Source organism: Sivoneniella epilithica UHCC 1019, assembly GCF_040830845.1.
Classification (GTDB): Bacteria; Cyanobacteriota; Cyanobacteriia; order Leptolyngbyales; family Leptolyngbyaceae; genus ULC077BIN1.
In genome coordinates, this window is the sequence record NZ_JBFPDP010000001.1 from 108,809 (window position 1) to 132,430 (window position 23,622).

General features: G+C 46.6%; 21 protein-coding genes and 1 tRNA gene. 10 read left to right on the forward strand and 12 right to left on the reverse strand.

Annotation, left to right across the window (positions count from 1 at the left end; genetic code table 11):
* Positions 1 to 33: 33 nt before the first annotated feature.
* The 4 genes from AB3R30_RS00495 to AB3R30_RS00510 all read right to left on the reverse strand — a co-directional run bounded on the left by AB3R30_RS00495 (position 34) and on the right by AB3R30_RS00510 (position 5,314).
* Positions 34 to 1,218 carry a glycosyltransferase family 4 protein gene (locus AB3R30_RS00495; RefSeq protein ID WP_458647173.1) on the reverse strand — a complete coding sequence of 395 codons (1,185 nt, stop codon included), beginning with the start codon at positions 1,216 to 1,218 and terminating at the stop codon, positions 34 to 36.
* Positions 1,219 to 1,483: 265 nt separating this feature from the next.
* Complete coding sequence (locus tag AB3R30_RS00500) at positions 1,484 to 2,296, reverse strand: WecB/TagA/CpsF family glycosyltransferase (RefSeq protein ID WP_458647174.1); 813 nt, start codon at positions 2,294 to 2,296, stop codon at positions 1,484 to 1,486.
* Between the two features lie 723 nt (positions 2,297 to 3,019).
* Positions 3,020 to 3,922, reverse strand: a complete 903-nt coding sequence (locus AB3R30_RS00505; RefSeq protein WP_458647175.1) for a carbohydrate ABC transporter permease — start codon at positions 3,920 to 3,922, stop codon at positions 3,020 to 3,022.
* A gap of 66 nt (positions 3,923 to 3,988) precedes the next feature.
* Positions 3,989 to 5,314: an ABC transporter substrate-binding protein gene (locus AB3R30_RS00510; protein ID WP_458647176.1), complete on the reverse strand. Its 1,326-nt coding sequence runs from the start codon at positions 5,312 to 5,314 to the stop codon at positions 3,989 to 3,991.
* 193 nt (positions 5,315 to 5,507) lie between these two features.
* On the opposite strand from AB3R30_RS00510, the gene AB3R30_RS00515 reads away from it, so the two are divergent.
* The gene (locus AB3R30_RS00515; protein WP_458647177.1) at positions 5,508 to 6,125 is read left to right on the forward strand and encodes a chorismate lyase; all 618 of its coding nucleotides are present in this window, start codon (positions 5,508 to 5,510) and stop codon (positions 6,123 to 6,125) included.
* 86 nt (positions 6,126 to 6,211) lie between these two features.
* Positions 6,212 to 6,730: a Tic20 family protein gene (locus tag AB3R30_RS00520; RefSeq protein ID WP_458647178.1), complete on the forward strand. Its 519-nt coding sequence runs from the start codon at positions 6,212 to 6,214 to the stop codon at positions 6,728 to 6,730.
* Here AB3R30_RS00520 and AB3R30_RS00525 read toward each other — a convergent pair.
* A complete protein-coding gene (locus AB3R30_RS00525) occupies positions 6,727 to 7,533 on the reverse strand; it encodes a fumarylacetoacetate hydrolase family protein (protein WP_458647179.1) in 807 nt (268 codons plus the stop codon). The two genes, AB3R30_RS00520 and AB3R30_RS00525, sit on opposite strands and share 4 nt — an antisense overlap.
* 259 nt (positions 7,534 to 7,792) lie before the next feature.
* On the opposite strand from AB3R30_RS00525, the gene AB3R30_RS00530 reads away from it, so the two are divergent.
* The 3 genes from AB3R30_RS00530 (at position 7,793) to dnaB (ending at position 10,116) form a co-directional block, all read left to right on the forward strand.
* Positions 7,793 to 7,865 (forward strand) — tRNA-Val (locus tag AB3R30_RS00530).
* Between the two features lie 61 nt (positions 7,866 to 7,926).
* Entirely contained in the window at positions 7,927 to 8,400 is a 474-nt protein-coding gene (gene rplI / locus AB3R30_RS00535; RefSeq protein WP_458647180.1) for a 50S ribosomal protein L9, read from the forward strand.
* Between the two features lie 363 nt (positions 8,401 to 8,763).
* Positions 8,764 to 10,116 carry a replicative DNA helicase gene (gene dnaB / locus AB3R30_RS00540; protein ID WP_458647181.1) on the forward strand — a complete coding sequence of 451 codons (1,353 nt, stop codon included), beginning with the start codon at positions 8,764 to 8,766 and terminating at the stop codon, positions 10,114 to 10,116.
* 3 nt (positions 10,117 to 10,119) lie between these two features.
* Here dnaB and AB3R30_RS00545 read toward each other — a convergent pair whose 3' ends face one another.
* Positions 10,120 to 11,262, reverse strand: a complete 1,143-nt coding sequence (locus AB3R30_RS00545; protein WP_458647182.1) for a hypothetical protein — start codon at positions 11,260 to 11,262, stop codon at positions 10,120 to 10,122.
* Between the two features lie 104 nt (positions 11,263 to 11,366).
* Between AB3R30_RS00545 and AB3R30_RS00550 the strand changes: the two genes are divergently transcribed.
* Positions 11,367 to 12,602 carry an LL-diaminopimelate aminotransferase gene (locus AB3R30_RS00550; protein WP_458647183.1) on the forward strand — a complete coding sequence of 412 codons (1,236 nt, stop codon included), beginning with the start codon at positions 11,367 to 11,369 and terminating at the stop codon, positions 12,600 to 12,602.
* A gap of 94 nt (positions 12,603 to 12,696) precedes the next feature.
* Here AB3R30_RS00550 and AB3R30_RS00555 read toward each other — a convergent pair whose 3' ends face one another.
* Positions 12,697 to 12,891 carry a hypothetical protein gene (locus tag AB3R30_RS00555; RefSeq protein WP_458647184.1) on the reverse strand — a complete coding sequence of 65 codons (195 nt, stop codon included), beginning with the start codon at positions 12,889 to 12,891 and terminating at the stop codon, positions 12,697 to 12,699.
* A 221-nt stretch (positions 12,892 to 13,112) separates the two neighbouring features.
* On the opposite strand from AB3R30_RS00555, the gene AB3R30_RS00560 reads away from it, so the two are divergent.
* On the forward strand, positions 13,113 to 14,777 hold the full coding sequence (locus AB3R30_RS00560; protein WP_458647185.1) for an aldehyde dehydrogenase family protein: 1,665 nt from the start codon (positions 13,113 to 13,115) through the stop codon (positions 14,775 to 14,777).
* Positions 14,778 to 14,814: 37 nt separating this feature from the next.
* Here AB3R30_RS00560 and AB3R30_RS00565 read toward each other — a convergent pair whose 3' ends face one another.
* The 5 genes from AB3R30_RS00565 to AB3R30_RS00585 form a co-directional block, all read right to left on the reverse strand.
* Positions 14,815 to 16,056 (reverse strand): allantoate amidohydrolase, encoded by a 1,242-nt coding sequence (locus AB3R30_RS00565; protein WP_458647186.1) that lies wholly within the window; start codon positions 16,054 to 16,056, stop codon positions 14,815 to 14,817.
* A gap of 130 nt (positions 16,057 to 16,186) precedes the next feature.
* Positions 16,187 to 18,028: an iron uptake porin gene (locus AB3R30_RS00570; protein WP_458647187.1), complete on the reverse strand. Its 1,842-nt coding sequence runs from the start codon at positions 18,026 to 18,028 to the stop codon at positions 16,187 to 16,189.
* A 133-nt stretch (positions 18,029 to 18,161) separates the two neighbouring features.
* A complete protein-coding gene (gene uraD / locus AB3R30_RS00575; protein WP_458647188.1) occupies positions 18,162 to 18,659 on the reverse strand; it encodes a 2-oxo-4-hydroxy-4-carboxy-5-ureidoimidazoline decarboxylase in 498 nt (165 codons plus the stop codon).
* 169 nt (positions 18,660 to 18,828) lie between these two features.
* Positions 18,829 to 19,242, reverse strand: coding sequence for an allophanate hydrolase-related protein (locus AB3R30_RS00580; protein ID WP_458647189.1), 414 nt, complete (start codon positions 19,240 to 19,242; stop codon positions 18,829 to 18,831).
* 92 nt (positions 19,243 to 19,334) lie between these two features.
* The gene (locus tag AB3R30_RS00585) at positions 19,335 to 20,048 is read right to left on the reverse strand and encodes a GntR family transcriptional regulator (RefSeq protein ID WP_458647190.1); all 714 of its coding nucleotides are present in this window, start codon (positions 20,046 to 20,048) and stop codon (positions 19,335 to 19,337) included.
* Between the two features lie 499 nt (positions 20,049 to 20,547).
* On the opposite strand from AB3R30_RS00585, the gene AB3R30_RS00590 reads away from it, so the two are divergent.
* The 3 genes from AB3R30_RS00590 to AB3R30_RS00600 all read left to right on the forward strand — a co-directional run bounded on the left by AB3R30_RS00590 (position 20,548) and on the right by AB3R30_RS00600 (position 23,386).
* Positions 20,548 to 21,669, forward strand: a complete 1,122-nt coding sequence (locus AB3R30_RS00590; RefSeq protein WP_458647191.1) for an ABC transporter substrate-binding protein — start codon at positions 20,548 to 20,550, stop codon at positions 21,667 to 21,669.
* 71 nt (positions 21,670 to 21,740) lie between these two features.
* Positions 21,741 to 22,571, forward strand: coding sequence for an ABC transporter ATP-binding protein (locus AB3R30_RS00595; protein WP_458647192.1), 831 nt, complete (start codon positions 21,741 to 21,743; stop codon positions 22,569 to 22,571).
* Between the two features lie 89 nt (positions 22,572 to 22,660).
* The gene (locus AB3R30_RS00600) at positions 22,661 to 23,386 is read left to right on the forward strand and encodes an ABC transporter permease (RefSeq protein WP_458647193.1); all 726 of its coding nucleotides are present in this window, start codon (positions 22,661 to 22,663) and stop codon (positions 23,384 to 23,386) included.
* Positions 23,387 to 23,622 lie beyond the last annotated feature (236 nt).

Below are 23,622 nucleotides of genomic sequence, written 5' to 3' on the forward strand. Positions count from 1 at the left end.
ACCAAACTAAATGTCATCCATAACTAGGTGACATTAAAAACAATCTACTCCTACAAATTCACTCGACGTAATGGCTTCTCGATAAATCTTAGCCAGTTGCAAAGAGTAGTTTTCTATTGCTAGCGGTGCCACACAATCCCTGGCAGCGATTCCCCAAGCTACTCTTTGTTCTTTATTTTCTATGAAGAACTGAATGGCAGCTTTAATTTCCTGTACATTCCCAGGAGGAACTAACAATCCTGTCTTACCTGAAACAATAATTTCTGGTATTCCTCCTACAGGGGTGCTAATGATAGGAAGCCCCCAGCCCATCGCTTCCAGAATAGCCATAGGAAGCCCCTCATTGTAAGAGGGCAAAATAAAAACATCTGCTTGAGCAAGGAGTTCTTTACACTTTTCTTGTGACAACCAACCGCGAATAGAAACATAGGATTGAATTCCTAATGTTTCTACAAGGTCACGCGCTTTTTCAACCTCCCCATCTCCTGCAATGATGAGTGCCGCTTTCTCTTGATCCTCTTTCGGAAGATTAGAAAATGCTTGAAGCAGGTCAAATGATCCTTTACGTTGACCCACGCGCCCCAGAAAAAGAAAAGTTACTTTCTCGGCACTGCTTCTGTCTGGGATAGCCTCTGGAAAATCTACCGGGTTTGTCAAGACAAAAGTTCGCTCTAGTGAAAGCCCACACTGAGAAACATAATAATCTTGCCAACTTTTAGACAATACAAATACACAAACGCACTGTTTAAAAATCCAACTTACACACATCTGAAGAAACAAGGGTAGAGAATCATAAAAACTATGAAATTCACAACCATGAGTGTGAATCATTACTGGTTTTTGAAACAAGCGCGTCACTAGCACAAGGATAGAAATTCTAAGAACACTTCCTTTTTCAGAAACATGTAGATGAACTAAATCACAACTGTTTCTTAATAAACTTAGAAGAAGTTTATTAATCGCATTGCAAAATATTTTAGTTTTGAAAAAAATATTTCCTTCTTCATGGGTAGCGACATGCTCAATTTGAACATCGTTTGTAACCTTTTGAACAATCAGATTCTGGACTGTTGCCATTCCACCTTGCTGACTTAAGCTTGGTCCCATCATCAGAATTTTTAGTTGCTTTCTATGCATTTCTAACTCTGGAGCTAGAAATGCAACTCCAATATCTTCTTTACTAGTCTCTTTGGCTGTTGGAGATGAAGTTTGCTGCATGGTACGTAAAAAGTGAGTGATTCGTTTTTATTGAAGAGATCGATTTCCGTGCCTAACTTATTAGAAAGTTATCTAATTTAAGACTTACGCATTGACAGAAAATCAAAATATGCACCCTCTAAATTGGGTGTCGTAAAACACCTTTACTCGCAGGTTTAGAGGCATTTTTGAACAGAAACTTCAAGTTGAACTTAAGGCTTAGAAACCCTCAAATTCAGCAATTTCGTTGATGCATACTCATCTTAATTTGTACAGTGCGTAACTTCTATAATGATGAAACTTCATCAACTTCTACAGAGTCATGAGTCACAGTCCAAGGATTAGAATATAAACCAACCTTTTGCCTTAAAAGCAGCCAGACAAGGGGAAACATATCAAATACATAGCGTTTCCACAGTCGCTTAGGTTCAATCATCAATCGAAAGAGCCACTCTAAACCTGAGTTGCTTAACCATTTAGGAGCGCGATCGACAATGCCAGCTTCAAAATTGATTGTTGCCCCAATTGCTAAAATAATCTTTACTTTTGGCAACTTATGCTTGAATTTCCAAATCCACTTTTCTTGTTTGGGTGCCCCGACTCCTACTGCCAAAACGCTTGCACCAGATTGAACAATCTTGTCAACAATCAACTGGCATTCTTGCTCATCGTTTTCAAAGCCAAAGGGTGGAGAGTATGTTCCTACAACCATCCTCCGCTCCGACTTTGAATTGATTGCTGCTGCTGCTTTTTCTGGAACGCCTTCCAGTCCTCCAAGCAGAAAAATAGTGACATCTGAATTGTCTTTATGAAATGTGTAGAAGGCAGGAAAAAAGTCTGAGCCTGAAATTCTCTCGCAAATTTGATTGCCTAACAAGCGTGAAGCATACAGAAGAATTTGGCTATCGCATAATCTGTAGTCAGCAGATTTGTAAATCCGCCAAAATTCTAGATCTTGCTGCAGTTTAATCAGATGATTAACATTTGGAGTGAAAACAATTCCTTGTTTAAGGTGAGTAAGTAGATCAATCAGTGAAATATTATCAACTTCAATATTCAACAGTGGAATAGCCGTCCATGGTTTAAGATTTTGACTCATGCAGTTGAAATCCTCCAAGCGTTTGAACTTAATAAATCAATCAATTAACCCAAAGTTAAATCAGGTAATCCCACATTTGTAATCCTCACTCAAAGTCTCTCCTGCACTGGGAGAGACTTTGAATCTTGCTTTCCTATCTTATTTTGGGAGAAGGGGCTGGGGGATGAGGGTCAACTCGCAAAAGCGGGATGCACTCAGTTAAATCGTTGTGATAGCTAAGGATAAAAGCTTTACATCTTAAGAAAAAGACTTATATGATCAGATATTCATATTTTTTACTGATAGCTCTTTTTCTTAGATAGTTAGAAGGCTTTAAATCTATTCGCGCATTCACAAGTTTCTAGGATGAGCATAGATTAATTTAGATTAATACTAAAGATAATAAACTGATTTTAGTTTTCTCACTAAAAAGTTTAGATTTATCTAAAAACATAAAAATAAGGAGATGTTCTTCACCCTATCCTCAAAAAGTTTTGATTTTGGTATTGCTGAATACAAACATGATTTCCACGGGTAGGGGTAGCGCCTTGTGCCTACCCTCTCTGAAATTTGTAGGGGCAATTACAAGGGATTGTCCCTACAAATTTCATATCTCGATTCAGCAACGCCTTGATTTTTACCTCGATATTCAGGTTAAGAGAAGATTTAGGGAATCGCTGGCGATCGCGACCAAGCCATTTTCCTGTGTAGTAATCTACGGTGCATTGATAACTTTTTCCGGGTCTATTCCCTAAGCGAAGCCGATCGCCGGATCAACCCACTGCCTAATACAATGGCAAGCACCAGCAGCAAAAAGGTGACCACGATTAGGGCGGAGGCGTAGCCAAAATCCAGGTAGCGCATGGCATTCGCGTAAATGTATAGCGATACGACCTCCGTAGAGCCGCCGGGACCACCGCCCGTCATCACCTGAACCAGATCAAAAATGCCAAAGGCTTGAGCAAAACGAAACAAGGTGGCAATCACAATTTGAGGCAGCAACAGCGGTAGCGTAATCTGCCAAAAGCTTTGCCAAGAGGAAGCCCCCTCCAGCGAATGCGCTTCATACAAATCCCCTGGAATGGATTGCAACCCTGCCAGTAGCAAAATACTAACGAAGGGGGTCGTTTTCCAGACATCTGCCACAATTAGCGCTAGGGTTGCGGTAAAAGGTTCTCCTAGCCAGTTGATGCCCGACTGCACCAGATTTAGCCGCAGTAAAATATCGTTCGCAATGCCGTACTGATCATTAAAAATCCACGTCCAGCCGAGCGCAATCAGCGCGGTGGGCAATGCCCAAGGAAGCAGCGCGATCGCTCTTACCACACTTCTCCCTCGAAACGCTTGATTTAGCACCAGCGCGATCGCGATTCCTAGGATTACCTCCAGCAACACCGATAGCACCGTAAACCGCACCGTCACTCCAAAGGTTTGCCAAAAGTGTCCATCGCCAAAAATGCGGACATAGTTACTGATGCCGACAAATACAGGCTTTAACTCGGTTCCCAAATTTTGGGCAAAGAACCCCAACCACAGCGATCGCCCAATCGGATAGGCAAACACCAATAGCAAAATCGCCAAAGCAGGCAAGGTTAGGTAAAGCCCGGTGCGTTGTTCTTGCGATCGAATCGTGGATTTGCTGATCATTTGAGTTTTAAGTTTTGAGTTTTAAGTTTTGAGTTTTAAGTTTCACTCCTCTACTTCTTTACCTCTCTACGCCCGCTTCCCTGCTTCCACCAGTCGCCGGGTTTCCTCTGCTGCTCCTTTCATTGCCTGTTCTGAAGATTGCTGATTGGTGAGGGCGGCACTGAGATAGCGCTGAAGAATGTCGGAGGCTTGGGCATATTGGGCGATCGGGGGACGGAGTATGCCATTTTTTACCACTTTTTGCAAATCAGGATAGTGGCTATATTTGGCGGCGATCGCGGCATCGGTAAATAGGGCTTCGCGAGTTGGCACATAGCCCGCATCCAGCACAACTTGTTTTTGGGCAGTTTCACTCATCAAAAAGCGAATTGCCCTAAGCGCCTCCTGGGGATGTTTTGAGGTTTTAGAAATGCCTAAACCCCAACCGCCTAGACACGAACCGCCAGTCTGCCCAGCAGCAGGAATCATCGGCACAATGCCTACTTTGCCTTTTACGGGGGAATTGTCGGCATTGAGTAGCGACCAGGCATAGGGCCAATTTCGCAAAAAGGCAGCTTCCCCATTTTGAAAAATGCGGCGCGTGTCTTCTTCCACGTAGGTTGTTACGCCGGGTGGGGAAATTCCTTGGCTGACGGTGTTCCGCAGAAACTCAACGGCACGAATTGCTTCGGGTTGATCTAGCCCGACTTCGAGCGTGTCGGGATTGACCCAAAACCCACCAAAGCCTTTCAGCACCTCAACAAACATGGCAGCGGCTCCTTCATATTGCTTGCCCTGCCACAGGTAGCCCCAACGAACCGCTTGCTGCTGCTGCAAGGTTTTAGAAATCCGTTCTACGTCTTCAAAGGTTTTGGGCGGTTCGAGGTTTGCCGCTTGCAATAAATCTTTCCGGTAATACAGCATTCCCGCATCGCTGCGAGTCGGTAAACGATAGAGCCGATTTTGATAGCGTCCACCTGCGATCGCAGAGGGCGAAAAAGGGGCTAATTCCTGCTCCGAAAACTCATCTGTCAAATCTTTTAACCAACCTGCCGCCGCAAATTTGGGTGTCCAGACAATATCCATATTGACCAGATCGTAAGGAGAATCGCCCAGCAAAAACGCGGTGGTATAGAGATCCTCCAACAGACTGACATTATTGGGTCCTTCGATCACTTGCAGACGAATCCCTGGATTCTGCGCCTCAAATTCCTTCACCAGATAATTCGTCCAGGGTGGTACATCGGGCGCACTCATCAATAGTTTCAGCGTTACAGGCTGCTGAGACAGCACAGGCACGGCAACCAAAAGCGCAGTCAACAAACAAAGAATGACCCAGCCCAACCGACGAGACACTTTAGCTGAAGGAACGCAGGATTTGAGCAGACGAGCGATCGCAGATAAAAACAACATGAGGAGAAGGAGTTTTGAGTTTTGAGTTTTGAGTTTTGTTCAGTTTTTTGGACTCGATCGCATCTTAACGCTGAACCTTTTCTCTCTGCCACTTCTCAACAAATCACAGCGGTTCACAATTCGCCACTCGCTATTCGTCATTCATCATTCGTCAAGGGCTATGATTGAAAAGAGGTTAAGTTGTGTAAAGAAATTGACTGCCACGATTACTCCCCCAGACAGCGTCTTGTTGCCAACTTGGTATTCCCTAAATCCACTTTGGCAAGCGACTGAGATAGATATTCAGCAAGGCTTGCCTCACGACCAGCTTGCGCCTGCGTGGCAAATATTGATGTTGGGGGATGGCTCTCCGACTCGGCATCTTCAGCTTTTGACGGGCGAACCGACTGAAGTGGATGTGATCGATATGTCGGCGATCGGCATGGAATCGGATGGAGCACCGAAGCAAATTCAGGTGCTTCCTAGTCCACGCTTGCGTCGTCAAGTATGGCTGCGAACGGCTTCGGGTCAGCGTCTCGCCTACGCCACTTCTTGGTGGGAAGCCAGTCATGTAGATGAATATTTGCAAAATCGATCGCTGCCTATTTGGGCAAGCCTCGCCCGATTGCGAACTGAACTCTATCGAGATGTGCAGGGGGTATATTATGGACACTCTGCCGAATTAGAACAGGCGTTTGGACAAACTGGACCTTTCTGGGGGCGGCACTACCTCTTCTGGCATCACGGTCAGCCGCTTACTTTGATTTACGAAGTATTTTCGCCCTATCTAGAAAAATATTTGGGTGCGGCAACCCCACAAACTAGTACCTGATAGCCAAGCAATAGCCATTCTTTGAGTACCTGCGTTATTCTTGGCAATATTGTGAGTATTTAATAATTAGTCTGGAGAAAAGGGTAATGACCATGCGCGGCTCAGTCTCAATTAAGGATCGGATTTTTGCCATTCTTCCTTATGCCTACCCAATGGTGGAAGCTGCTGGTTTAGGTATATTTTTAATAGCTCAATTTCCTAGTATTGCGTTATTGCTATTGCCGCTTGCTCCCTTTGCGTTTGTATATGGATTGTTAGGCATGGTGGCAGGAAGATATGCCAGCATGATAATTTTCTTCGCTCTTTACGTTTTGGTCGTTAGGAACGATAAGATCAACGGCTTTATTCGTTTCAACACAATGCAGGCATTATTAATTGGGATTACTGCTTCACTTGTAGGAATTTTGTTCAGTTTATTGGGGCTTTCTACCGGTGATTTACTAGGTATCAACTCACCATTTACTTTGCTAACTTCAACGATTTTTAGCATGATTTTTATTGGTGTTATGGCTTCTTCAATTTATTCGATTGTTTTTGCAGTTAGAGGACGTTACGGAGAAATTCCAGTCGTTTCGGAAGCAGCCTATAGTCAGGTTCGCTACTAAAGAGTTTCAGTGTCCTTGGCGATCGGAACTTCTCTCGCAATGACGAAATTATCCAAGTGACCGATGCCTTCGATCGCCACCCGTACGCGATCGCCAACTTGCATTGCTCCCACTCCTTCGGGGGTGCCCGTCAGCACTACATCTCCGGGCAGCAGCGTCATCACCTGACTGATGTAAGCCACCAACATATCAGGCGAGAATACCATTTCATCAATTTGGGTAGACTGAACGGGATTGGGGTCGTCGTTCAGAAAGGTTTGCAGACGGGCGCTGGGGTTGAGTTCGCGCACAATCCACGGACCTAATGGACAAAACGTATCAAAGCCTTTAGCGCGAGTCCACTGCCCATCTCTTTTTTGCAAATCTCGTGCAGTTACATCATTGGCAATGGTGTAGCCCCATATTTTGGTATGTGCTTCTTCGGGGGTGCAGTTAAAGCAGCGATCGCCAATAATTAGCGCCAACTCTCCTTCATAATCTACCCGCTCCGTTTGCAAGGGATACTGAATTGCTGCTTCCGACGCGATCACAGAGGTCGGTGGCTTCAGAAACAAGAGTGGCTCTTGCGGGACAGGCGTTCCCATTTCTGCGGCATGGTTTGCATAATTTTTTCCAACGGCGATTATCTTGGATGGATAGCAGGGCGCAAGAGTCTGATAGCTGTCTGGAGCTAGTTCTAAGTCAGTGGGTTGTCCTTCTAACCAAGGGGGCGCATCTAAAGTGCGAACTTGACGATCAACCTTTAGCAGTCCGTAATGAATTTGCCCGTCTTCTATTTGAACGCGGACATAGCGTTGTGCCATAGGTTACCTATATTTTGAATTCTATAAATTTGCATAATAGAGATTATCTATCCAGAGGATTCCTATTTGTTTATGTGAAGAAAAATTGCCAGAAAGTAGGTTGGACTTGCTTAGTAACTTAATGATCGTACAGCCAAGCGGTGAAAGCAATGCCCGTTGGATGATTGCTGTTTTGAAAGAACCCGCTGTTTTGAAAGAACCCTAGTAGTAACAACAGACTTCTGTTATAATTACCTTCCGTGCTTCAATTAGCACAATTGGGCGGTTAGCTCAGTTGGTAGAGCGCCTGCCTTACAAGCAGGATGTCGCGGGTTCGAGTCCCTCACTGCCCATTAGTCTGTTGCCTATTCAATTTATTGAAACAGCCAGTCTTTATTAGTCTCTTAGTCGTTGATGGTTCGTGTGATTATGGCAAAGCGTGTCCAACTGGTTCTCAATAAAGATGTTAGTAAGCTCGGTCGGTCTGGCGACTTAGTAGAAGTTGCTCCTGGCTATGCTCGAAACTATCTGTTGCCTTTAGGTTTGGCAGTTCACACAAGTCCTGGGGTCTTAAAGCAAGTAGAGCGTCGCAAAGAGCATGAACGCTTGCGCCTTGCCGAATTGAAGCAGCAGTCTGAATTGATTAAGAAATCAATTGAGGCAGTACAAACCATTAGCATTGCCAAGCAAGTGGGTGAGAATGATGCAATTTTTGGAACTGTTACCACTCAAGAAGTGGCGGATGCAATTTTAGCGTTGACCAAACAAGAGGTCGATCGCCGCACAATTACGCTGCCTGAGGTGCATCAGCTAGGAGCTTACACCGCCGAAATTAAGCTTCATCCTGAAGTTTCAGCCACAATCGAGATTCAAGTGGTGCCTGCTTAGGCGATCTCACCTTTATTGGAGATTAATCAAAAACAGGGTTGGGCAATAGCTCAGCCCTGTTTTTGATTATTGAGTTCACTGGTAGCGTTTAAGTACTTTTAAAGCGACCCTTTACGCTCACTCTCAAGTCCTATAGAATAGTACATAAGTATTGAAAAAGGAGGTTTATTTAGATCTGTCAGTAGTCTTCGCTAATAGATTCAACTTTCTCCATAGGTAGCGTTTAAGTATTCTAAAGATTGGCTATAAACTCTAAATGTAGTTGGAACTTCTGTAATCCGACGGTATAGTAATGGGGCTGAATCCTGTTAGGGATGCTTGGCTCAGTCAATACGGTGATTATCCTCTTTTAGGCGACTCGTGATGGTTCAGGAATTAAGCTTTCAGACGTTTAACGATCGCATTCCGCCTCAAAATATTGATGCTGAAGAAGCTATTTTGGGGGGAATTTTTCTTGATCCTGAAGCCTTGGGTCGAGTTACTGATTTAATTCGTCCAGAGGCATTTTACCTGACCGCTCATCAAGAAATTTTTCGGGCAACGCTAGCGCTGCAAAGCAAAGGCATGGCAACCGATTTGATGAGTGTTTCGGCATGGTTACGCGATCGCAATCTCCTAGAAAAAGTAGGCGGACAAAATAAGCTAATTCAGTTGATTGATCGAACCGTCAGCGCCGTCAATATTGATCAGTACGCGGCTCTGATAGTAGATAAGTACATGCGGCGTAAGCTGATTCAGATTGGGGGCGAAATCTCCCAGTTGGGCTATGATACTTCTCAAGATTTACCCCAAGTTTTAGACCAATCTGAGCAGAAAGTTTTTAGTATCACTCAAGATCGCCCCCAAGCAGGTTTAACGGCAACCGCAGACATTTTAACTAGCACCTTTACCGACATCGAAAGCCGATCGCTGGGGATGGTGTTACCCGGCTTGTCCTGCGGCTACTATGATCTTGATGCCATGACCCAAGGATTTCAGCGATCTGATTTGATCATCGTGGCAGGCAGACCCTCAATGGGAAAAACCAGCTTCGTAATGAATATTGCCCGGAATATTGCGGCGTTTCATAAGTTGCCTGTCGCAATCTATAGTTTGGAAATGTCGAAAGAACAACTGGTGCAGCGGCTATTGGCAAGCGAAGTGCGGATTGAGAGTGGTCGCCTGCGATCGGGACGGGTCAGCCAACAGGAATGGGAGCCTTTGGGACATGCGATTAGTTCCCTGTCGCAAGTGCCGATTTTTATTGATGACACGCCAAACATTAGCGTTACAGAAATTCGCTCAAAGGCGCGTCGGCTCCAAGCGGAGCAAGGCGGCGCATTAGGGCTGATTGTGCTGGACTATTTGCAGTTGATGGATGGGGGCAGTGACAACCGGGTGCAGGAATTGTCAAAAATCACGCGATCGCTGAAGGCATTGGCGCGAGAATTGAGTGTCCCGGTGATTGCCCTGTCTCAGTTAAGTCGGGGCGTGGAAGCCCGCACGAACAAGCGCCCAATGATGAGTGATTTGAGGGAATCGGGCGCGATCGAACAGGACGCAGACCTAATTATGATGCTCTACCGCGACGAATACTATAATCCAGACACCCCCGATCGCGGCATTGCCGAGGTGATTATCTCCAAACATCGGAATGGTCCAACCGGAACGGTAAAACTACTGTTTGAGTCCCAGTTTACCCAGTTTCGCAACTTGGCGGCTCCCAATCGGATGTAGGGATCAGGAAGCAGGATGCTGGAGTAAGGCATGTAGTCCCCGTTTCAGCCAAGATTCATATCGCAGCACGAGAAACGCAACGACTGGCGCTATAAGGCAAGCCATTAAGAACCATTGGGCGATCGCGGCTAAATCGGTTTGAAAATATTCGGTTGCCAAAATCACAAAATCATTGTCTAGCACCCCGCCGATGCCGCCTTCATAAAAGGCTCGAAAATCTTCGTCGTGGATCAACTTCCAGGAAAATTGCAGGTCATAAAACCAGGTAAAGAAGCCCAGCATTGCGTAGATAGAGCGATCGCCAACCACGCGACAGACATAGCCACTAGCGGAAAAATATAGGCAAAGGGCGATCGCTACCAACTCCATGCCGTGCCCCATAAAGGTTGAGAGCATTGTGTTAGTGGAGGTGCGTAGACAGAAAGTATATAAAATTGTGAGTCCTGCCAATCCACCCAGCAGTTTTGGATAGGCACGGCACCCATAGGCAAGCACCGCGAAGCCAAGATAAACCAGCCCAATCACCACAAGCGACTGCTCAAACACCAGCGTAATACCGCCCCCATAGAGCAAGTTGACGGTGGGTAAGGCGGGACGCCCAAATAGCCAATGGGTAACAGCATGACCCACTTCATGTACCATCACCAAAAAGCCAGCGAATAGCAGTTTCAATGGGTTAATAATCACGAGGAGAATGGCTAAAACTAAACCCGTGCCCAATGCGCCCCAGCCAGCGGAACCAATCTTTTTGGGACTTAAACGGCGCGATCGCTCTGGTAAAGTTGCCACAGGAACACTTGTCTGAGGGGGGATTTCCTCAACCTGAAAGACCTCTTCAGTAGCAAGTCGATCCACTACTGGCAGAGTTAGCGTTTTGCGCCATGCAAGTTGAGTCGCTCCTAAATACCGGGCATAGATTTCTATCTGCGTGATGCCGTTAGGGTAATGGCGTTCCAGCGTTTGGCGAATGGCGGCGATCGCGGTCGCTGGCTCCGGCAAATAGTCTCCCTCCAATAACACTCGCACGCAGGTTTGTCGTTGTTGCACTTTTACCTGAATCTGTGGATCTTGCAATGCTGCCTCTAGCAACGCCGCGATCGCCCTGTCATCCTCTTGATTCGCAAATTCCGCCTCCCGCTGCGTCATTCTTTCTCCCCCCGTGCCGCCTGCGTTATTTCATTCTGGCTGCTTTTTGACCCATTTTTCGGAATAATAGAACGAGCAGCACTGTACTAAGTTTTAGCAATCCTATGGCAACGATTAACGATAATTATTTAAAGCTCAAAGCGGGCTACCTGTTTCCAGAAATTGCGCGACGAGTGAATGCCTTTGTCGAAGCGAATCCAGAAGCGAAGGTGATCCGGTTGGGCATTGGTGATGTCACCGAACCCTTACCGGAAGCCTGCCGCAGTGCCATGATCCAGGCAGTGGAAGAAATGGGCGATCGCGATGGGTTCAAAGGCTACGGTCCCGAACAAGGCTATGGATGGCTACGAGAAAAGATTGCTCAGTTTGACTTTCAAGCGCGGGGCTGCAACATCGATGCCTCAGAAATCTTTATCTCCGATGGCTCTAAGTGCGACTGCGGCAACATTCTCGACATTTTTGGCAGCACCAACACGATCGCCGTCACCGATCCCGTCTACCCGGTTTATGTTGATACCAACGTCATGGCAGGACACACGGGCGATGCCAACGATCGCGGCGAATATGGTGGCTTAGTCTATTTGCCGATTTCGGCTGAGAACGACTTTACCGCCAGCATCCCTACTAAAAAAGTGGATTTAATTTATCTTTGCTTTCCCAACAACCCCACTGGAGCCACTGCCACACGAGAACATTTACAAGCTTGGGTTAGCTACGCTAGATCCCACGGCTCCATTATTTTCTTCGATGCCGCCTACGAAGCGTTTATTACCGATCCAGATCTGCCGCACTCCATTTATGAAATTGAAGGAGCAAGAGAGTGCGCGATCGAATTCCGTTCTTTTTCTAAAAATGCTGGCTTCACGGGCACTCGTTGCGCTTTGACCGTCGTTCCCAAAACTCTGATGGGCAAAGCCGCCGATGGTTCAGATGTATCCCTGTGGCAATTGTGGAACCGCCGCCAATCTACCAAATTTAATGGAGTATCTTACGTTGTACAACGAGGCGCAGAAGCCGTTTATTCGCCCACTGGACAAACTCAAGTTCAAGCACTAGTTCGCTTTTACATGGAGAATGCCCAAATTATTCGCGAACAGTTAACCGCCGCAGGCATTCAAGTCTATGGGGGCATCAATGCACCTTACGTGTGGGTGAAAACGCCCCACGAGATTTCTAGCTGGGATTTCTTTGATAAACTTTTGAATACCGTTAACGTAGTCGGTACACCCGGCTCTGGTTTTGGTGCCGCAGGTGAAGGATATTTTAGAGTGTCTGCATTTAATAGCCGTGAGAATGTCAAAAAGGCAATGCAACGCATTACTGAAAAGTTTAAGGTTTGATTTTCATCTTTAGTAATGGACATTTGGGGCAGGCTATCCTGCCTTGAGCGCTAAAACCCTGACAGCGATGCCCTTAAACTATAAATACTTGTGTCTAGGGGCTGGGCACGAGTGCAATTCGTCCAGCATCCATTTCTGCCATCAGCAATTCAAGTGCTTCAAAATCCGAATCTGAAATATGTCCTAGTCGAGTTAGCTCATAGTTAATTTCATTTTCGATGTTACAAGTTAGCCTTTTGATATGAAGGGCTTCTTCAACCAACTTTCGGATCATGCTGATATGGTTCATGATTATCTACAGAACTCCACGTACCCATTGTCTTCTAACTGCTTAACTGAATGAGTGATTGAAGTCGGAATGCTCAGTGATCTAAATCACTACGGGTAAAGAATACCGCGTTTTTCTTTGAATCCCTGTTTTTTGCAGAGAAAGTAGATGAACTGGGTCTGCGATGGGTGCCCAAGAGAAATAGTTTGATGTTTTGCCCTGATCGCCCTTCGACTTTTATTATGCCTTTTACAACGCCTCAAGAGCGGGTAAATCGAGCAATCGCCGCATTAGTCAGCCGCAAACAGGACTGGGTGCAAACGTCGATCGCAGACCGGATCGTCTACCTGCGTGGCTGTGTGACTGGCGTGATGGCAGTGGCGGAACCTTGGGCGATCGCGGCAAATATCGCTAAGGGCATTGATCCCAATTCATCTTTGGCAGGAGAAGACTGGCTAACTGGACCTGTAGCCACCTTGCTCACCTTGCAAGGGCTAATCAAAACTCTAGAGGCTGGCGGACAACTCAAGCCATCCGCGATCGCCCGTCGTTCTAATGGTCAATGGGTGGCTCAGGTATTTCCCGATAATTTGCTAGATCAATTGCTGTGGCTAGGTTTTCAAGGGGAAGTCTGGATCGAACCGGAGCAGCCTGCTACCCAAGGAAAAATTTATCGGCAAAATCTTCAGCAAGGGAAGGTATCGCTGGTGCTAGGAGCGGGAAATGTTGCGGCGATCGCGGCATTGGATAGTTTATATAAACTATTTGCTGAGAATCAAGTGGTTCTACTGAAGATGAACCCGGTGAATGCTTATGGGGGTGAATTTTTAGAAAAAGCCTTGCAGCCATTGATCCAAGCTGGCTTTTTGGCGATTGTCTATGGCGATGCGGACTTGGGACGCTACTTGTGTCAACATCCGCAGATTGAAACCATCCACATTACCGGATCACACCATACCCACGACGCGATCGTCTGGGGTAGCACATTGGAGGAACAACAGCAGCGCAAAGCGGCTCACAATCCTGTGCTTACTAAACCCATTACCTCCGAGTTGGGCTGCGTCACGCCCATTTTGATTGTGCCGGGAACTTGGTCGGCAGGGGATATTGCCTTCCAAGCCCGCCACGTTGCTAGCATGGTTGCCCATAATGCCAGCTTTAACTGTGTTGCAGCAAAAGTCGTGATCACGTCGAGCGGCTGGCAGCAACGAGACGAGTTTTTACACCAGTTGCATCAGGCACTCGCCACTATTCCACCACGAAAAGCTTACTATCCCGGTGCCCGCGATCGTTATCAAGCATTTTTGGATCACTATCCCCAAGCGATCGCCCTGGGAACTCACACAGACGACAGCATCCCCTGGACAGTAATTCCCAATGTGCCACCAAACCTTAATGAATATGCCTTACAAACCGAAGCTTTTTGCGGCGTATTAGCAGAAGTCACTTTAGAAGCTACGGATGTCAAAGATTTTTTGACAAAAGCCATCCCGTTTGTGAATGAATCAGTTTGGGGCAGTTTATCCTGTGTGGTGTTGATTGATCCAAAAACTCAACGACAATGCAAGCCAGAGCTAGATAAAGCGATCGCCCACTTACAATACGGCGTGATCGGGATCAATGCCTGGACAGGCATGATGTTTATGTTAGCCGGGGCAACGTGGGGCGCATTTCCCGGCAATCCTCTAGAAGACATCCGCTCTGGACGGGGCATAGTGCATAACTCTTACCTATTTGACCATCCCCAAAAAACCGTGCTGCGCGCCCCTTTTTGGATTTTCCCTACGCCCACCTGGTTTGCCGATCACAAAAATCTACGCCAAGTCGCTATGCGCTATGCCAACCTTGTCGCGAATCCTAGGGCAGACAAATTTTTGGGTGTGATCCTAGCAGCCTTAAAAGGATAGGGGAGGAGTTTTGAGTTCGCCACTCGCCATTCTGTCTTTAGTCATAGAGGCGATCGAGTTTCAAAAAGGTTTTCAGTAAAACATTTGCGCCTTGGGTGCATTCTTCAGGAGTGGTGTATTCGTCTTCAGAATGGCTGATCCCGGCGCGACTGGGAACAAAAATCATGCCCATATCGGTAATGCGTCCAATTTCTTGAGCATCGTGTCCGGCGCGGCTGGGTAGATGCGTGTAGCCCAAGTGCATTTCCTGGCAGACTTCTTCAATCACGTCCATGATGTGGGATGCAGCCAGCGTCGGCAAAATGTGCAGGGTTTGACGCATAGTGATTTCCGTGCCGGTTTCAGCCGCGATCGCTCGCATTTGCGCCTCAATCTTTCCCTTCAAAAACTCCAAATTTTGCTGAGACAAATCGCGTAGATCAATCCGAAAATCGACCTTACCCGGAATCGTATTGGTCGCATTGGGATAAACGTTCATAAACCCAACCGTTGCCACCTGATCCCCTGGAGTGTCCACGGCAATTTTGTTGATCGCAACCACCATTTGCGCGGCGGCAAATAGGGCATCTTTCCGCATGTGCATTGGCGTGGTGCCAGCATGATTGGGGCAACCCACCACATCCACAGCAAACCGATACTGCCCGACTACGCCAGTGACTACGCCTAGGGGAACATCTCGATGTTCCAACACGCCGCCCTGTTCGACATGAAGCTCCATAAACGCAGCAATATCAGCGCGATCGCGTTTTGCCTGAGCAATTTGATCCCAGTTTCCGCCTACTTTGTCTAAACAAGGCTGGATCGGAGTGCCATCTAAACGACAGTAGTGTTCTGGTGCTTCCTTAATTTCTCCTGCCATCGTTTTAGAGCCAATCACCGAGCGCTCTTCATCGGTGAACACAATCACTTCAATCGGGTGGTTCAAACGAATTTTATTTTCGTTGAGCGTTCGCACCACTTCCAGTCCGGCGAGTACGCCCAAGCAGCCATCGTATCGCCCCCCTACGGGCACCGTGTCAATGTGAGAACCCGTTGCTAGGGCTGCTGCCCCTGAGCGTGTTCCGGCATAGCAACCTATCATATTGCCAGCCGCATCAATCTGAACGGTCATGCCAGCCTCAATCATCCAGGACTGAATTAATCGACGGGCGAGTAAGTCTTCGGTGGTAAAGGCAATTCGGCAAACGCCACCATTTTCGAGTTTGCCGATAGCGGCTAATTCATCAATACTTTGGTTGAGGCGATCGCCATTCACCACCAGCGGCATCGTTGCAATCATACATATCTCCATTTATACAAAGTGAGTTAATCAAGCAGCCTGTCAAAGAAAAAAGTTGAACGTTCATCCTCTGACGCTTGGGGAGATGGGGGTAAGCAAGATACCGCTGAGGCGAAGGCATCACATCTCTCTAGAATTTGAACTGAGCGCGCAAATTCCCCACAAAAACTGTGGGATTCGCATCAAAGTTATTAGGATTGACGATGGCGTAAAAAGCAGGCACCAACGCTAAGTTATCGGTCAAAGGATAGTAATAAGAGGCTTCAATTTCATACTGAATGCCACCATCCCCAGCCCCAGACAGCAAAAATCGAGTTCCTGCCTTGTAATCTTGTGGCACCACAAACGACAGAATACCCAAGGCTCCTTTTTTCAGCAAATCTGGAAAGCCCAAACCCACCTGGAACGATTGCACTCTCACATCTCCTCCAGACCGATTCAGGTTTCTAGGATTGATGTTGGTAATGCCGTAGGAATAGCGCCCAAACAGCCCAAAATTTCTGGTCACTAGCCAATCAAAGTTTGCCGAAAACGCATTGGCAGTGGAATCCCGCAGTCTTCCGCCAAACCCATCATCTGCCAACCCATAAGGCAAAGGTTCTCCAGCCGCACCCCCAATGAAGCCGTTATAAGGTCTGAGATTAGTCCGGGCATAGATCAACCGTAGCGTAAAGTTACGAGTCGGGGTGAAATCGAGTTGGGTTGAAATCGTGTTGGTTCCTCCAAATAACCCTTCTGCTGGGTTGCTGGATGTGTTGAACGCCACATTTTGGTTGATAGAGGCGTTGAGAAACTCCGTATTTTCTGCCAGATAGGCAGCCGTGAACTTGAACTGAGGATTGAACGTGTAGATGATGACTGCACCGGAACCGCGATCGATCGCGTTGAGCAAAGTGCTGCCGTTGGAGTTGAAGCTAGTTGCCCCAGTGAGGAAAAAGGTAAAGCGAGTGCCATCAAAATACTTGTAGTAATTTAAGCGAGGACCAACGGCAATCCGTAGTTTATCGCCCACGGGGAAGGTGTAGGACAATTCGCGGATAGCCACGCTGCCTGAGCTAGGAACCCCCGTTTGATCGAGGAAGGGGGTGCCCCAAGAGTTGAAATACCCAGCAGAGACATACTGGTTTGCTGGAGAAAAGCCGTTCCCTGAAACCAGTTGGGTGACTAGCTGATCTTTGCCCGTAAACGAGGTGTTTAGGGTCAGAAAGGTGTAGAACCCAAATGTGGTTTGGGGGGCATCTCGCAAACTACGTGAGGGGCGACCGTTGATCCGGGTTGGGGGGGCGTTAACGTTGTTTGGATTTGCCAGCGATCGCTCTGCCAGCACATCTCGTCCCGCCCCTGCCGCCGTTAAGTTAAACCAGACATCGCCGTTAAGACGGGTAGTAGTGGAAAACTGCTGTTTTTCCAGGGTTGCAGTTCGCACTTCCAAGGCTTCTACCCGACCGCGCAAGGCTGCTAGTTCAACCGCAAATTCTTCTTGCAGTTTCTTCACAACCTCTAAGTCTTCTTTTTTGACAAAATCTGATGTGGCAGCGGCGATCAATTCTTGGATTTTATCGAGACAGGCATTTAAACCGGCGGCAAATTCAAACCGAGTCAAAGCACGGTTGCCACGAAAGGTTTTATCGGGATAGCCCACAATGCAACCATAGCGCTCGACCAAGGACTGCAATGCTTGAAATGCCCAATCGGTGGGTCTTACATCCGTCAACTGGGAGACAGATGTTACCTGAAGCATTCCCGTTGCTGGGTTGGCTGAGGCTTCGTCTAGGGGTGCGATCGGTGTCCCAAATCGCACTTGTTCCATGCTATCTGTGGGCGATATCTGCATGGAATCGCTCGGATTGATCGAACTCACGATTTTTGCGTCAGGCTCAACTGCGATCGCCCCGGCACTACTCAATACCATCAGCCAAGTGGCAATTGGAACCGCTGGCAATACCTGCCATTTAACATTTCTTGTCACCATAACTCCTCTCACACCAGACTGTAATTTGCAAAACTGTATTCTGTATACAGCTTTGATTTTTTATCTATTAAAAAGGAGATGAGCAGCAAGTTCTGTATTGCCGCATACTAGGAAACTGCTTAGTGAATTGAATTTAGTGAATCAAAGTATGCAAACGAAAACGAGCGATGTCTAGGATTTCTGATAGCGCTTGCTGACGTTCTGCTTGGGCATCATTTTTTAAACGTTGCTCAAATGCTTGCAGGATACTGGCTTTGGTGTGATTTTTAACCGCAATGATAAACGGAAAGCCAAATTGATCTTTGTAAGCCTGGTTAAGCTGCTGAAACCGATCGTATTCTTGAGCAGTCAAGCAATCAAGTCCAACGACCGCCTGTTCTTCCACTGAAGCCTCTGCCATTTTTGCCTTGCTGCCCAAATTTGGATGCGCTTGAATCAGCAAGAGTTGTTCAGCTTTCCCCAGTTCGTTTACAACCCTAACCATCTTCTGCTGGAGATCGCCTTGATCCGCAAATGGACGATGATCCCAGGTTTTTTGGGCGATTGCGGGAGTCTCTTCAAATACCGCCCCCAGTGCTGCCACAAACTCTGACTGGCTCATTTGGTTTAGATCGGCGATCGAGTAAGGCATAGCATAGAGTAACGAAGGGCGAATAACTCAGGTGGTTTCTAGCACACAAGACACCTGTCAAGGCAGGTTTTGTAGTTGATTGGCTGGCAGAATCGTTAAATCTCGGATAAACCTGCCCCAACAACTTAGAACTCAAAACTCAAAACTTAGAACTCAAAACTCAAAACTTCTACGCCCTTACGGTTTGGGATTGCGCTTTATAGGCAGCCCAGCCGCCGAGGTGAGAAATGTCGATCCAGTTGTGTTGCTCAATGAGTTCTTGGGGATAGAGAAAGGCTGTCAAAACTTCACCGTCTTGTAGCACAACATCGCTAGGATACATGTTAGGTGGTTCGGATGCCGCCAGTTGATTAAACTCGTCCAGCGTTATTTCATACACTTCGCCCGGAATGGAAATGCCACCTGTTGCCACCTCATAAATAGCAGGATGCCAGCCATCACCCGCAGCATGAAGCCGATAGCGTGGCTGAGTTGCTGTTTCTTTAATGAATTGGGCGGATTGCAGATTTTTATGATCGGGCTGTCCGCGTAGGGCAGAGCCACAGATAAAAATACGCTTGGTAATAGCAACGTTGGTTGTCATTGGATTTCCTTAAAAGTAAAAATTTTGAAGCTTTAAAGAGCGGTTCTTACAGCTAGGGGGATGGTTAATGCTTGTCTAGTCGAAACTATTGACTAACTCGAATCCGTTGAACCAAGCGATCGCGGATCTAGGGCTTTGATTTCCTGAATCACTCGTTCCTTGCTCGAAATCAAATGATATTGAATGGCTTGGGTCGCGGCAATGGGATTGCGATCGCGCACTGCTTCATAAATGCGGCGATGTTCGCCCCGAATTTCTAATACTCCCGGATTGTGCTGCATGGTACGCAAGCGCAGCAATGCCATTTTGTCAAACACCTGATCTAGAATTTGCACCAGCCAAGCATTTTCAGAACTTTCTGCTAGCAACCGATGGAATTGGTAATCCATATGTAGCAATTGAAAATTAGTTAATTGGTTTGGCTGTTGTCCGAAAGCTTTTTCTGCCTGGACTATCGCTTGATCGAGTTTTTTAAGCTGTTCACTTGTAACATTGCGACAGGCTTCTGATACAGATAGTTGTTCTAATGCAATCCGGCAGTCATAAAGCTGCATGGCATCCACCACCGAGAGCATGGCAACTCGAACCGCTCCCGTTGCATCCGTGGTAATCAAATTTTCTCGTTGCAATTGCCGAATCGATTCACGAACCGGAGTTCTGCTCACTTCTAACATCTCTGCAAGCTGCGTTTCAACCAGCCGCGACCCTGCTACCAAATCTCCTGATAAAATAGCGTTCCGCAAAGCCTGATAGGTTTGCTCATGTAAGGACTGGTTACGTTGAAGCGGACGCGAGGAAAGAGCCACCGTTGCAAAGTTCCTAATAATCAAAATAGACTGCTTTTCTGTATACAGTATATCTATAAGATGCTCAGTTTAAGATCATCCATTTGGTTGAACCACTTTTCGTGGGTGCAGCATAGCCGTAACTTTAAAAGTAAAAAGTAAAAAAAGTAAAAATTATTCTAAACAAGACTGTGGCAAGGGATTCAAGCCTTTTTTTATTAGCTTTCACGCCAATTGTCCCTCCAACTTAATTACAGTCCCAGCTTTAACCAGAAGCTTGTAGCAGCGCAATTGTGCGTTTCTATCTGCTCTTTGTATCTAACTGTACAGAAGCAATTGAGCGACTAAACTTCAATAAAGCAAATCCCATCTTAAATGTATACAGAATACAAGTTGCCTATAGATTGCTGATAGCGCTGGCAGCATTTTATGGGTTAGGTGTGACTTAGCGATCGCAATTTCCAAGCCACGATTCATTGATAAGAACTATAAATCAAGTCGGAGAAGCACTGTGAAACGAATGAGTTCTAAACATTTTTCTAAATTATTACTAGTGATGGCAGCGATCGCCCTATTTTCAGGCTGCGCTTCTCCATCAGCAACCACCAGCACCAGTGGAACATCTCCCACAGCCAGCCCAGCAGCAAACACCAATGCCAAGAATTTGAAAGAAGTGCGCGTTCAACTTGCCTTTTTAATGCAAAGTATTGACGCTCCTTTAATTGTTGCGATTAACAAAGGCTACTTTGCCGAACAGGGCTTGAATGTCAATTACGAGCGCGGTTTTGGCAACTCAGATACGATCAGTAAACTGGGCACTGGTAAGTTTGATCTCGCTTTTAGCGACATGTATAACGCCCTCGACTTTAATGAAAAAAACCCTGGCGATAAAATCATCGCGGTTGCCATCACGCAAAACGGCGCACCTTTCTCCATTCTTTCGCTTAAAGAGAAAGGCATTACCTCTCCCAAAGATCTGGTGGGTAAAAAGTTAGGTGCCCCGGCGGGTGATGGACCTCGGAAATTATTTCCACTGTTTGCAAAAGAAGTGGGTGTTGATCCCGCTTCGGTGGAATGGACAACCATGGAGCCAAAACTGCGAGAAACCTTCTTGCTACAGGGTCAAGTGGATGCAATTAGCGGATTTTCCACCTCTGCACTACCTGCTTTGCTGAAAGGCGGTAAAAAGATGGAGGACATCAACGTGTTTTATTACAACGAAAATGGGCTTGATTTTTACGGCAATGCCATTTTGGTTAAAGGTGCCTACGCCAAGCAAAATCCTGATGTTGTCAAAGCATTTACAGCCGCTTACATTAAAGGGCTACAAGATGTCTTGAAAGATCCGACAGCAGGATTAGATGCGGTATTGGCAGCAGATCAAAGCAAGCTGATGAACCGTGAGGCTGAGAAAGTTAGGATGCAGATTGCACTGGAGCGGCTGTTTGTTACGCCAGAAGCCGAAAAATTGGGCTTGGGTTCTGTAGATACGAAACGCTTAGAGAAATCTATTGAACAAACTGTGGTGGGGTTCAAGCTGAAAGGCAAACCAACCGCCGCAGATATTTATACTGACGAGTTTTTGCCTGTGAAAGATCAGCGAATGATTCCTACAAAGGGCGATCGCAAACCTTTGACCTAGAACCCTCTCGATACCCGCAAGCTCATTTCCCTATCCCTCGGACTTCTGCCCCATTTACTGCTCACTGTCTTATGACACACCCTATTACTGATCCCGTTTCAACCCGTTCAGCCTTAGCAGACGGCTCTCCCTTACTAGAATTTGACCATGTTGGCTTGGAATATCCCTTTGAAGGCTCCATGCGCCGCATTATTGAAGACGTTCACCTTAATATTCAACCGGGTGAATTTGTCTCATTTGTGGGTCCGAGCGGTTGCGGCAAAACCTCTATTCTTCGGATGGTGTCAGGCTTGAGTCCGGCTCCACTGGGCGCAATTCGCTATCGGGGGCAAAAGATTTCTAAACCATTGACGAATGTAGGCATCGCCTTTCAAAATCCTGTGATGCTGCCTTGGCGGAACACGATTAACAATGTCATGCTGCCGTTGGAAATCGTGCCACCTTATAAGCATGAGTTTGGGCAAAAGAAAGAGCAATTCATTCGGATGGCGCAAGATTTATTGTCAACGGTGCGATTGCAAGACTTTCAAAAGCAATATCCCTGGCAGCTATCGGGCGGAATGCGGCAACGAGCTTCCTTATGTCGATCGCTGATTCACCAACCCGAAATTTTGCTGCTCGATGAACCATTTGGCGCATTGGATGCTTTCACGCGGGAAGAAATGTGGACAATGCTGCAAGCCTTATGGATGCGGGTCAAATGTGTGGCGATCTTAATTACTCACGATCTGAGAGAAGCGGTGTTTTTATCCGATCGCGTATTTGTCATGAGTCCCCGTCCTAGCACCATTATCTACGAAGTGAAAATTGATTTGCCGCGCCCCCGAACTTTAGAACAGGAAGTATCGGAGGAATTTAATCACTATTTCTCCACTATCCGTAGCCACATTCATCACAACTAAGTTAATTCAGCATTGTGGAATGCTGAGCTTAGCCCCATTCATTGACTTAAACCATGGAAAAGTTTTTTAAATCAAAGTCAGCAGGGTTCGTGCTGCCATTCATTGCAACAGTGCTGTTGTTTATTGTCTGGGAGTTAGTGGTTCTGATCTTCAAGATCCCAGCCTTCAACTTGCCTGCTCCCTCAAATATCTTACGGGCAACGATCGAATTTGCTCCCCAGCTTGCCGCAAACTCCTTGCGTACCCTATGGACAACGCTGGCAGGTTTTTTCCTAGCCATTGTCGTCGGCGTTATTTTGGGATTTATGATTGGCTACTCTAGAGTTGCCTATTTAACGCTGTATCCCTTGCTGGTCGCGTTTAATACGATTCCCAAAGCGGCGATCGTACCCTTACTGGCAATTTGGTTTGGCGCGAACGCAATTCCAGCAGTCGTAACAGCCTTTTTGCTAGCATTCTTTCCGATCGCCGTTAATGTTGCCCTTGGCTTAGACACCGTTGAACCAGAAATGAAAGATGTGCTGGCATCCTTAGGGGCATCCAAAGTAGAAACCTTTCAAAAAGTGGGTTGGCCACACACCCTGCCTTACATCTTTGCCTCACTAAAAATCGCCGCTTCTTTTGCCTTCATTGGAGCCGTGATTTCTGAATCTGTTGCTTCCAACGCCGGTTTAGGCTACTTAATTGTTCAAGCGACCTCTGACTTTAATGTGCCGCTGGCGTTCTCTGCCCTTTTAATTCTGGGCGTGTTGGGCGTGGTTCTCTATGGCTTCTTTGTCTATATCGAAAAGAAAGTGATTTACTGGGCAAGATAAACCAAAAGTCAGCGATCGCCGAAACCCAACGATAAATTTGCTATGCCGAGAGGGGTTTACCAACTTGAGTTTGAACGAATTGTGTAGAGAAAGGCAGTCAATGAGAAACACCGACTGCCGTAAGGTCAATAAAACACAAATTCTATTGACCTTATGATTTTCAACCAACTTCAGGACTTTCGCCAAACGTTGTATCACATGGGCTACTCTTATAGCTCTTCTAGTTTTTACTTCAG